General features: G+C 39.3%; 8 protein-coding genes and 1 tRNA gene. 8 read left to right on the top strand and 1 reads right to left on the bottom strand.

Annotated elements, in window-relative coordinates:
• The 8 genes from allB (at position 1) to HXT39_RS02710 (ending at position 11,033) form a co-directional block, all read left to right on the top strand.
• Positions 1-1,377, top strand: coding sequence for an allantoinase AllB (allB, locus tag HXT39_RS02745; RefSeq protein ID WP_064621699.1), 1,377 nt, complete (start codon positions 1-3; stop codon positions 1,375-1,377).
• Between the two features lie 60 nt (positions 1,378-1,437).
• Positions 1,438-1,635 (top strand): sulfur carrier protein ThiS, encoded by a 198-nt coding sequence (gene thiS, locus HXT39_RS02740; RefSeq protein ID WP_004106666.1) that lies wholly within the window; start codon positions 1,438-1,440, stop codon positions 1,633-1,635.
• Positions 1,636-2,259 (top strand): sulfur carrier protein ThiS adenylyltransferase ThiF, encoded by a 624-nt coding sequence (gene thiF, locus HXT39_RS02735; protein WP_004106663.1) that lies wholly within the window; start codon positions 1,636-1,638, stop codon positions 2,257-2,259.
• A complete protein-coding gene (locus HXT39_RS02730; protein WP_004108959.1) occupies positions 2,249-3,016 on the top strand; it encodes a thiazole synthase in 768 nt (255 codons plus the stop codon). Before thiF ends, HXT39_RS02730 begins: the two co-directional genes overlap by 11 nt.
• A gap of 143 nt (positions 3,017-3,159) precedes the next feature.
• Positions 3,160-3,235: transfer RNA gene (locus HXT39_RS02725), tRNA-Gly, on the top strand.
• A 201-nt stretch (positions 3,236-3,436) separates the two neighbouring features.
• Positions 3,437-6,880 (top strand): tetratricopeptide repeat protein, encoded by a 3,444-nt coding sequence (locus tag HXT39_RS02720; RefSeq protein WP_103013883.1) that lies wholly within the window; start codon positions 3,437-3,439, stop codon positions 6,878-6,880.
• Positions 6,881-7,013: 133 nt separating this feature from the next.
• Complete coding sequence (gene ligA / locus HXT39_RS02715; protein WP_064621698.1) at positions 7,014-9,902, top strand: NAD-dependent DNA ligase LigA; 2,889 nt, start codon at positions 7,014-7,016, stop codon at positions 9,900-9,902.
• A 3-nt stretch (positions 9,903-9,905) separates the two neighbouring features.
• Positions 9,906-11,033 (top strand): Mrp/NBP35 family ATP-binding protein, encoded by a 1,128-nt coding sequence (locus HXT39_RS02710; RefSeq protein WP_004108951.1) that lies wholly within the window; start codon positions 9,906-9,908, stop codon positions 11,031-11,033.
• Positions 11,034-11,126: 93 nt separating this feature from the next.
• On the opposite strand, the gene HXT39_RS02705 is transcribed toward HXT39_RS02710, so the two are convergent.
• Positions 11,127-12,497, bottom strand: coding sequence for a DUF349 domain-containing protein (locus HXT39_RS02705; protein WP_064621586.1), 1,371 nt, complete (start codon positions 12,495-12,497; stop codon positions 11,127-11,129).
• Positions 12,498-12,592 lie beyond the last annotated feature (95 nt).

The following is a 12,592-nucleotide window of genomic DNA, read 5'->3' as shown; positions in this document are numbered from 1 at the left end:
ATGAACTACAATGTAGTAATCACAAACGGTTTGGTTGTATTCGATAATGAAGCCACCAAAGCCGATATAGCAATTAAAGACGGCAAGTTTGCCGCTTTTGGAAGCAACTTTACAGCCGATAAAACTATTGATGCAACTGATTTAATAGTTGTTCCTGGAAAAGTTGATTCTCACGTTCATATTAACGCTCCAGGCGGCGGCGTTCGCGACGATTGGGAAGGTTTTGTAACAGCAACTTCTGCCGGCGCAAAAGGCGGTATTACTACAATGCTGCAAATGCCTTGCAATCAGATTCCTGCTACTACTGATGGAAAGTCATTTGAAGCAGTGCTTAAAGAAGCCGACGGAAAGCTCAAGGTTGATGTTGGTCAAACTGGTGGCTTGGAACCACAAAACCTCAATGGCGGAATATGCGAGCAAGATAAGCAGGGTGTCGTTAATTACAAAGCATTCCTTGGAACTACAGGCGACAAGGATTTGCAAGTTGATTTATACAATTGCGACGATTACTCCTTGTACACAGGTATGCAGCAGATTGCAAAAACCGGCAAAATTTTGATTATGCATTGCGAAAACGCTCCTATTACAGACCAGCTTGGAAAGAAAGCTCATCAAATGGGAGCTAGAAAGCTTTCTGAGTTCGTAGCAACCAGACCTGTTTTCACTGAAGTTGAAGCTATTGAGCGCGCTTGCCTTTTTGCTAAAGAAACTGGATGCAGAATTCATATTGTTCATGTTTCTTCACCAGAAGGTGCTCAAGCTGTTGCTGACGCTCGTAAGAATGGCGTTGACGTAAGCTGCGAAACTTGCAACCATTACCTGTATTTCGACACTTCTGAGCTTGACGAGATTGGAAATATCGCTAAGTGCACTCCGCCAATTCGTGACAAGGAAAACCAGAATGGCTTGTGGGAAAAGGTTTTTGACGGTTCTATTAACTTCATTGTTTCCGACCATTCGCCAGCTCCTTTGAGTTTGAAGCAAACTGATGATGCTTTCACAGCTTGGGGTGGTATTGGTAGCGTTCAAAACGATGTTGACGTGTTCTTTGATGAAGCTGTGCAAAAGCGCGGAATGTCATTAACTCAATTTGTGGCATTGAATTCTAGCAATTCTGCAAAACGCTTCGATCTGAAAGGAAAAGGAAGCATACGTTTGGGTTACGACGCAGATCTTGCATTCATTAAGCCAAACGCTCCTTATGTTCTTAAAGCTGAAGACCTTGAGTATCGAAACAAGTTCAGCCCATACGTTGGTCGCACTATTGGCTGCCAGGTGGTAAGAACTTTGCTTCGCGGCGAAGAAATTTACAGCCAAGAAAATGGCGTTTGCAAAGGCTTCAAGGGCAAGTTTATTCTTCATCCAGCTAAGGATTAGGTAGAATCTTTAAACGTAATATTTAAAACTTAAAGCATATTCTACAGAAAGGAGGTAAGTGTGCTGAAACTTAATCACGATACTGTGGATTATGTTGAGAACGAGAATTTACTTGAACTACTTAAGCGCGAAGGCTACGACAGTACTTTTGTTGCAATAGAAGTTGATGGTGAATTAGTAAAACGCAAAGATTTTGAAACTTTCATAGTTAAAGATAACGCAAAAATTGAAGTATTTAGCATTATGGGAGGAGGATGAATGGAAAGTGACGATATTCGCGCAAAAGTTCTTAAACGTCAGCTAAAGGAAGATAATGATTTGTTTGCTCAACAATCAGTTTCAATACTTGGCTGCGGCGGTTTGGGATCAAATATTGCGTTAATGCTTGCGCGAGCCGGCGTAAAAAAGTTGTACATTTACGATTTTGACAGTATCGAGTATTCGAATTTAAACCGTCAAAATTATACGATTAACGAAATTGGACAACACAAAGTATCTGCTACTAAAGCGCGGCTTAATGAAACTTTGCCGTACGTTGAAGTAGAAGCTTTCGTGCAAAAAGTTACGCCGGAATCGTTAGATGAGATTGCTGAGCGCTCCGACTTGTTTATTGAAGCATTCGACAATCGCGAATCGAAAGCAATGGTTCTTGACTATTTCATGAATCATCCTAACAAATATGTTATTACCGCTTCTGGCTTATCTGGACTAGGAGATATTAAGAACGTAAAAATTAAGCATCTTTCAAACGTGTGCTTAGTAGGTGATTTTAAGTCTTCTCCTGAAGAAGGCTTGTATTTGCCTTATGTTTCGATTATCGCAAGTTTAGAAGCGTTAGAAGCGTTGAAATGGATAAAAAATGGAGGAAATTATGGAGAATGAAGATTATTTAGAATTAGGTGGTAAGAAGTTTACTTCTCGATACATTTTGGGTTCTGGAAAGTATTCTGAGGAGCTTATTGATGCCGCAGTAAATAGTGCTAAAGCTGAAATGATTACTGTAGCAATTCGCTATAGCGAGAAAGCTGCAGGAATTTTAAAGCATATTCCAGAAGGCGTTACCATTTTGCCTAATACTAGCGGATGCGTAACTGTAGAGGAAGCAGTTAACACTGCACATATTGCTCGCGAAATGGGTTGCGGAAACTTCATCAAGCTTGAGATTATTCCTGATCGCAAGTATTTGTTGCCAAACAATGAAGCTACTTTGCAAGCAACAAAGATTTTGGCTGACGAAGGTTTTACTGTTCTTCCTTACATGTATCCAGATTTGTACTTTGCTAAGGCAATGCGCGACGCTGGAGCTGCCGCAATTATGCCTCTCGGCTCTTTGATTGGCTCTAACAAGGGTCTTGAAACTAAGAAGTTTATTCAGCTTATTATCGACGAAATCGATCTTCCTGTTATTGTCGATGCCGGCATTGGCGTTCCAAGCCAGGCTGCTGAAGCAATGGAAATGGGTGCTGCAGCTGTAATGGCAAATACTGGAGTTGCTACTGCAAACGATATTGTGCTTATGGCTAAAGCATTCAAGCTTGGTATTGAAGCAGGCCGCGCAGCTTATCTTGCAGGCCCTGGTCGAGTGCTTGAAAAGGGTGCAACACCATCTTCTCCAAAGCGCGATGACGAAAGCAAGTAAGCAAACAAATAAAATAAGTTTTCAACTTAAAACACTAAAAATCTGAAACAAGTAAGCCTTACAAGTGCAGCAAATACTTGTAAGGCTTGCGACATACCTAATTTGCACTTTTTATGAAAATGATATAAGGTATTCATTTGTTTGCGGACATAGCTTAGTTGGTAAAGCGCAACCTTGCCAAGGTTGAGACCGCGGGTTCGAGTCCCGTTGTCCGCTCCATTTTTTCTCAATATTCGAAGTCGTCGTATTCTCTTATTAGCAATCTATTGATGAAATAATTTCGATAAATAATGTCGCGCATTTTATAACATGCATAATTTCTTATATACTAAAATAATGTGATTAAACGCCACATTATGTGCGCTAAAAATATAAAACAAAAACTCACATGCCACAAAGCAAAGTGAAAGAATGGGGATTATGACTAACAACATGCAAACTACTGAAAATTCAGAATCTCAGGAAGATAGTATGTTGCAACTACAAGAATCTCTTAACTCGTTGTGGGCAGAAGGCAATCCAATAGATATTTCGTCGCGCGCTAAAAAGTACGTTATTAAAGATTTTCCACAAACAAATATCAACAATCAATTAGGCTGGGTTCAACTTAACAAGAAAAAAGAATACACATCAATTGGATTATTTAAAGAAGACGGAAAAAAATTCCTTCAACTAGCAGTAGCAGATTCAGAAGGGCGAATATTTCTCGGCAGCAAACTTAGCTACGAAGATATTCAAGACATGAGACCGCAACTTTCATTTGTAGAAAAAAATAATTCTTCACTGAAAGATTTACACCGTTTTTATGGAAAACAATATAAAAAAACAAAAATTACTCTAAAATGTGCATTTTTGGAAGCGTTTGACGAAACATACACCAAACATACAGACTATGACGTGGATAATATCGTAGAATCCTATTTAAATGGCGACGCAACCGTAGAAGATTTTCTCGCTTCTTTAGAAAGCAGTAAGTCTAAAAGCGCATTAAAACCAGAACAACGCTCTAAAACTTTTGCCGGAAAAATAAACCACTTTTCTAAAACTTTTTCAAAAATTAGAAAAGAAAACGTATTTTGCGTATCAAACGGAGACTTAGTTTTACAACTTTCAGAAGATAACGGTTTAATTAAAATCGGATCATGGATCTCACACGGGTTCGGAACTAAAAAAACTTATACTCTCGAAGAGTTACGAACTAAACTTCCAGAAAACTTACGATGCAATCTTACATACAGAAATGCAATAACAATAGCATTCTTTGCAGCATTATTCATTCCAGACATGCACAAGTCTTTAACTGGATTTGGTTACAGCAATGTACTTCGCAGACTAGAACACGAAGCACCTTTAGGAGCAATACGAAGAAGTGTAGAAGACATAAAAATAGCGAAAAAAGAAAATTTAAGAGTTTCAGGTTTAGAAGAATATTTCGAAAAATTAATGCGCTCAACTGGAGCTTTAGAAACAGAACGCAGCCTGGAAGCAGTGCATGGTGCAGAACGCCTACACATGCAAAAATCTCAGCAAACAGAAGCAAACTACTTACTTTGGGATGATGCTTTGGAACCAAATGCTGCACTCAAAGTACTTAAAATAGAAGGTGCTATTAACCGTTTATATTCAATTTATGATTGTCTGCAAATTAACTCCATCGTGGGAGGAAAAACTTGCGAAAATACTATAAAAGAAGAGCAGGCATCACAAATCGACATGGCAATGATTAAAGATGTTGCTTTTGCAGCAAGCGGTTCAATAGGTATGCAATTTTTTGGCAATCCTCTGATGGACGACAAAATAAGACCTATTTTGCACATGTGGAGAAGAGCAAAGCAGGTAAAAAATAACGATAAGTATTTCAATAAGATAGATAACGACAGTGAATGGTCCTATAGACAGCGTCTTTCTAATCTTATTAGAAGCGTATACTTGCCGTTCCGTTTTGACGCGGAATTTAGATCTAATTTAGAAGATGGTAACGTGGCAATAAACCTTACTACAGCTGGAGCTGCACTTATGCCATCTGTAGCTTACGTTAATGAGGATAAATCTTGGAAAAATCTGAACGACGACGATAAAGAAAAACTAGCTACAAACTACAATCTTCAAGTTGGAATGATAATGTCTACTCTAGCTTTTGGAGCAAGCGGTAAAGTAAAAAATGTTTCTATACGCTTAGATTCAATAGGCTTAGAAGAGATGGTTACAGCACAAAACAATGCTATGAACAATCTTGTAAATCGTACTCTTAATGCGCTTAACGTTATGAATAGTGACGCTGCAAATAATGATTCATCCAAGCCAAAAGGAGATCCAAAAGACGGTGACATTCATGGAGACCCGTCTAAATTGCAAGAAATGCAGCAGACTAATATTAGTAACGCAAACAAGACAAACAATAATGTCATATCAATGCATGCGAGCGCAAGCAGCCAAGAATTAAACTCAGAAACAGGCACAAACGCAGATTCTAACGAAAATCAACTGTCCGAAAACAGCATGGATAAGTCTAAAGAAGAAAATTCATTTGCAGCTTTTACTACAGCACCATCCATACGAGCTCTAACTACAGTTACGTTTAGCAGAGACAGATTTATAAAACTTATTCACCAAAACGGATTAAATAATCCTATAAAAACATACGAAAAATTTAATGCCAAATTAAACATTGATTCTCATGGAAAATTAAATACCATCGAACCAGATTTTGATGTTCACAGTAGCCGCTTTTCTCCTCATGGATCACAAGAAGAACCTGAATTTTCTGACAAAATTTTTACAGCAGATCAGGAAAGCATACTGGGAACACAATACGCACAAGGGCTTTCTATACAACGTGAAGATCTTCTGCAACAAGCTGTTGCCGACTTCCATCATATTGCTTCAGAACTTATGCCAACAACTGCACAAAAAGCTCACGAAGCTATGAGTATTATTGAAAGCATTGACGATCCTGAACTTAACGCTCAAGCAGATTCAATAACGCGAGCGCTAATTGACGAAACAGATTTACCTAATCTTTCATTTACTACAGCAAAACGTATAAGAGATATTCGTACAAAAGCTCACGAACAGTTTATGAATGGGGACCTTAGCGAGGCTTTAAAAGAGTACGAAAATTCTGTAGCACAATTCGATACTATGTTTACTAGCAGCGAAGCTGTACCAAGATACTTTAATTCCTACGCTGAGAGAGTAATTTATAATCATCTATTTGCAACTAAAGAAGAACGAACAAGACTTATTCCTGACGGTCTTTTCTACGCGCATATGGAACTTGCTGATTTACTTTCGCAATTAAACCAACATGACGAAGCTTTACGCCATTTAAATATTATGGTTTCGTACGCTCCTACTTACGCTCTTTCTCATTTAAGATTAGCTGATATACTTGCGCAAAAAGAGGATTGGTCATCTGTTATTGCAGCTTGCATTAACGCTTTGAATGTGTCTCTCGATAGGGATGATGCTGCTTTTGCTTACTATAAGCTCGCTTATGCGGAATGGATGCAGAATAATTTCCTCATTGCTGCATCTTCATATAGAATGGCACAATACTTAGCTCCAGGAAAGATTGAGCCGCTAGAAATGGAACTTGATGAGCTTCTTTCTAGAATGAGATCGCAGTGCAAGCTAATACCGAGCAATATACATGAAGCACAGATGGCTCTTCTTTCTGAAGACGTACCAGCTTGGCCTGATATTGAAGCAGAAGAGATTATTGATAAAGCAGCAAAATTAACTGTGAACGATGGAATGTTTGTAATTGCAAGAACTTTATGTGTTGCAAATATTCGAATGACTTCTAACGAAGATCTAAGTAGCACAGTACAAACACAGTTCTTAAGATCTTTAAACGCTTAAGAAATAGAGCAAGCAGTTTTAAAATTTATTAGCTTAATACTCAATACATCATTGAATAGTTTTTACTGTGCTTATACAGTCTTATTAGATACTGTTTATAGGCATTAGTAAAACGTAGCTGAAGGGAATATTCATGAGTGAAAATAGTATTCGCGAAGAGTCAACAGAGAGCGAACAGTTATCGCTTTTTTACGATTTTGACGAGCAAACTATATCTCATGAAGCGCCAAAAAACGAAACTAATAGCATAAGTACAGTTAAAACAGGGACTGTTACTCAGGCTGATAGCAAAACTGATAACAAAACTGACATGCATGAAGCGAATGAGTGGAACTCTACAATAGACACCGAAAAGTGGATTGCAAACTTGAAACCAACAGACACTGATGCGTTGACTCTTGGAAATTTGCAGCCAGCGACACTTACTATAGAGCAAGCTGCGAAGCTTTGGGCGAAATTGGCAGCTTGGGCACAATCTGATCAAATTGCTTATTATGTAGAAGATTCTCCAACTAGTTCAGACGCAGCATACGATGCAAGAATGCGAGCGCTAAGCTCTTTAGAAGCTGCCTTCCCAACTTTAGATACTCCTCAATCTCCAACACATCGCGTAGGTGGAACTTTTTCTAATGATTTTACTTCTGTAAAGCATCCGTCTCGAATGATGAGTTTGGATGACGTATTTTCAATTGAAGAATTACATGATTGGTATAACAGCGTAATTCGCGATTTACAATGGGATGAATCTCAACCTCTTCCTATGACTTGCGAAGTAAAAATTGATGGTCTTGCTTTAAATCTTATTTATCGCAACGGTACTCTTGAACAAGGTCTTACTAGAGGCGATGGCGTAACTGGCGAGGATATTACATTAAACGTAAGAACGATTGAAGCAATACCAACACAGCTTCATTCTGACAATACTGACGATATTCCTGAGTTCGTGGAAATTCGTGGCGAAGTTTTTATGAAATGGGAAGACTTTAGAAAATTAAATGATGAACAAGAAAATGCTGGACGAGTTGCTTTTGCAAACCCTCGTAACGCTGCAGCTGGCTCTTTGCGCCAAAAAGATCCACGTATCACGGCCACGCGTCGATTAAGCTTTTTTGCACACGGACTAGGTGAGCTTCGTTGGAAAGAAAATACAAGCCATAACAATAGTGAAACAAAATTTAATCAGTCTGACGCATATAAGTTCTATCAACAGTGGGGAATACCTGTTTCTCCATACACGAGAAAAGTCACAAATTTTTCTGAAATAGAAGAAATGATTGACTATTACGGAGAGCATAGAGCAAATATTTTGCACGCTTTAGACGGCATAGTTGTAAAAGTTGATGACAGAGCATTACAGCATCAACTAGGAGCTACTTCTAGAGCTCCACGATGGGCTATTGCATACAAGTATCCTCCTGAAGAAGTTAATACTTATTTGAAGGATATTATTGTCCAGGTTGGAAGAACTGGAAGAGTAACTCCTGTAGCTGTTCTTGAACCTGTTACTGTAGCAGGATCGACAATTTCGCGTACAACTCTTCATAACGCTTACGAAGTTGAACATAAAGGTGTGCTAATTGGCGATACTGTCGTAGTTCGTAAAGCTGGGGATGTTATTCCGGAATTAGTCGGACCGGTACTTAAAGCTAGGGAAGGGCGAGAAAATGAACTTAGAAAGTTTGTTATGCCAGAATACTGCCCATCTTGTGGAACTAAGCTAGCTCCTGCAAAAGAGGGAGATAAAGATATTCGTTGCCCAAATGTAGAAAACTGTCCAGCTCAACTTACAGAACGAATAATTCACTTGGCTTCCAGACAAGCTTTTGATATTGAAAATTTGGGCGATAACGCTGCGCTAGCTCTCACAAATCCTGAGGATTGCAGGCCTACAACTGCAGAAGTTTACTGCCCAGATATGGATAAAATTATAATTCAGCGAGGCGCAACTCAACAACCATATATACCTTCACCAGATTTAACGCTACCTGAACCACAAACTCCAGTACTTAGAAATGAAGCTGGATTATTTAGTATTACTGCCGACGATTTACAAAATGTAATGGTTTGGAAAGAAATTCCTCTTGTTGAAGAGTGGAAAGAAGTTAGTAAAGACGGTAGCTTTAAAAAGCGTACACGCAAAATAGGCGGATCTGGTCTTTGGCATCAAGTTAGAGCATTTTGGACTCGCACAATCGAAGCAAAGTTATCTACAAATTACGAAGCAGCAGAAACTTCCGAAAAAACTACTTCACCAAACGAACAATGGGATCCTCAATATCCTAAATTCCAAGTTCCAATTGACGCTAAAGTAGTACTTTGGAAAAATAAGCGCATTACTAGAAATGCTAAAACTAGCGACAACGCTAAAGAAACAATAAATGTGCCATGGTATACAAGACCTTCTGAAACTACTCGTAGTATGCTTGAAGAAATAACTCAAAAAGGCAAAAATGCAGCACTGTGGCGAGTTTTGGTTGCTTTATCTATTCGTAGACTAGGTCCACCAACTGCACGTCTTATAGCGGCAAATTTTGGATCTTTAGACAATATTTCCAAAGCATCTATTGAAGAACTTACACAAATTGATGGAGTTGGTCCTGAAATTGCGCAAGCAGTATACAACTGGTTCCAGCAAGCTAAAGACCCTGCTAATTGGCAATTTGAAGTATTAAAATCGTGGCAAGAAGCAGGTGTAGTAGGGAAAGTTGAAACATCATCTTTCGCTCAAACATTAGTAGGTAAAACAATAGTTGTTACAGGATCTTTGCAAGGATTTACACGAGACAGCGCAAAAGAGGCTATAGTCTCAAGAGGCGGCAAAGCATCAGGATCAGTAAGCAAGAACACATATTGCGTTATTCTAGGCGAAAATGCAGGATCCAAGGCAACTAAAGCGCAAGAACTTGGCATTCCTATGCTTAACGAACAACAGTTTAATACTCTTTTAAAAACTGGGAACTTAGAAGAAATACTACAAATTGCAAATAATACTGTGCCAAATCTCATTGCTGAGGAATCATAACGCATGAATACAAGTGAACTCGAAAAACAAGTTTACGATTTGCTGGGTAGCGTTATTGATCCAGAATTAGGTCGCTCTGTTACCGAATTAAATATGGTAACCGGAGTGCATGTGATAAAAAAAGCTGAAACCATTGATGCAACAAAGTTTGCTTATGATGTAGAAATAAATCTTGAACTTACTGTGCCAAATTGCCCTCTGGCAGAAGTGATTACAGGACGAGTTCAAGAAGCTATATCTAAATATCCTCAAGCAATACTCATACCGCACGTTAACGCTACTGCAATGAGTAAAACTAAATTAGAAAAGTTAGTTGCAGATTTAAAAGCTGAACGCAAAGAAAATCCATTTAATAAAGCTGGCACTCGCACGAGAATTTTTGCTATAGCTTCTGGAAAAGGCGGAGTGGGAAAATCTTCTATAACTGCTAATTTAGCTGCAACTTTTGCAGCATTAGGTTACGATACTGCAGCTATCGACGCCGATATTTACGGCTTTTCTTTACCGCGAATGTTTGGAGTTAATTCTCAACCAACAAATTTAAACGGAATGCTTATGCCTGTAGTTGCTTGGGGAGTAAAGCTTATTTCTATTGGAATGTTTGCTGGAACCGATCGTGCTATTTTGTGGAGAGGACCACGATTACAACGTTCTTTAGAACAGTTTCTTTCCGATGTTTGGTGGGGCAACCCCGATGTTTTACTTCTTGATTTAGCTCCAGGCACAGGAGATATGGCATTAGCTGTAGCACAATCCTTACCAAATGTAGAGCTTGTTGTAGTAACAACTCCACAGCCTAGTGCATCAGATGTGGCAGTTAGATCAGGTCTTATGGCTTTGCAAATTCCTGTAAAAGTTCGCGGAGTTGTTGAGAACATGAGCTGGTTTGAAAATAACGGCGAGCGCTTAGAATTGTTTGGTTCAGGAGGAGGAAAGAGAGTAAGCGAACAACTTTGTAACGCTCTTGACACTAATGTGCCTCTTTTAGCTCAACTTCCTTTAGATCCTGCGCTTAGAGAAACTGGTGAAGCAGGGCGACCTGCTGTTCTAACCGAAGATGGAAAATTGGCAGATTCTAATTTAGCTAATACTTTTATTCATTTAGCTAAATCTTTAATAAAAAACTCTTAAAAGCAAATAAATCTTAAAATACAGCCGAAAAATAAGTATGGGGTCGCTTGATTTTTAAGCAACCCCATACTTTTAATTAGTTATAAAACTAATTTACTTAACAGCGTTAAGCCACTGCTCTTTAGTAGCCTTTTCAGCTTCCAACTTAGCTTTACGCTTATTATCGGTTTCCTTAGCAATAGCAGCGTTAAGCTCTTCGAGTTGCGCTTCCAACTGTAAAGCAAAACTGGATTTACGAGCATTAGCTTCAGGATCAGCCTCACGCCAAGCAGCGTCTTCAACAGCCTTAATCTTTTTATCAACGTCGTTCAAGCGAGACTCAATACGACGCATATCTTCACGAGGAACGAAACCAATAGCATCCCATTCTTCCTGAATCTGAGACAAAGCCTTACGAGCCTTCTTAGCAGCTTCTTCATTTTCTACTGGCAACAAAGCCTCTGCTTTTACGAGCAAAGCTTCCTTCTTAGCAAGATTTTCGTGTTCTCCAGCATTAACCTTTTCACGGTCATTTTGACGAGCATGATAGAAAGCATCAGCAGCTTCGCGGAACTTAGCCCACAAAGCATCATCGTGCTGACGACCAGCATTGCCAGCTTTCTTCCAACGATCCATCAAAGCATTGAACTTCATAGAAGTTTCACGCCAATCTTTTGAATCTTTTAAGCTTTCAGCTTCTGCAATAATAGCTTCCTTAAGCTGCTTAGCAGTATTACGCACATGCTCACGTTCTTTAACCCAAGAATTGCGAGCCTGAGAGAACGCAGAACGAGCCTTTGAAAAACGCTGCCACAAAGCATCGGCATCAGACTTATTTAAGTGAATAGTAGTACGCTGATGCTCCTGCCATTCGTCAAATAAAGCACGTAACTTATCGTTTAATTCACGCCAGTTTGTAGATTCATTCATTTGTGCTACTAACGATTCTGCACGTTCTACAATATTTGTACGTTCTTTCAAAGCTTTTTCTAGAGCTTCTTTTCGAGCTTTAGAGATTGCTTCCTTCTTTTCATTACCTTTTGCAGCCAATTCGGCGTGTCGCGCACGTAAAGCAGCAATATCGCCTACGGCAGCAGGATTTTCCAATTCAGCTTTCAAAGTATTAAGCGTTTCGTCAATTTCTTTTGCTTTTACATTGGAAGCTTCCAAGCGCTTAGCGAAAAGATCAAGCTTAATCTTCAAATCAAGATAACGATGAATATAGAAAGTCAACGCTTCTTCAGGAGTGCCAGTGGAGTATTGACCAACCTCACGCTCAGCACCGTTTTCAGTAACGTAAACAGTGCCATTTTCATCAACACGGCCAAAGGTTTTTGCGGCTTTAATATCCTCTTCACTATAAGAAATGGTTGGTGCTTGAGCAACAACACGAGTCTTATGCGCGAAGCTTGCTGGAGATGGAGCAACTGGCTTTGGCGCGGTAGTAGTTTTAGTAGTTTCTTCAGGTTTAGTCTGTTCGGTCACGGGACGACTCCTTACAGCAGATGCACGGTAACATTGTTACGAATAAGTATGACGGTAAGCCATGATTTTTCCGCAACACCACCTATTATAGTGGA

It is taken from the genome of Gardnerella sp. DNF01159 (genome assembly GCF_049244215.1).
Lineage (GTDB): Bacteria > Actinomycetota > Actinomycetes > Actinomycetales > Bifidobacteriaceae > Bifidobacterium > Bifidobacterium swidsinskii.
This window is presented reverse-complemented; position numbering and strand designations above follow the sequence as displayed.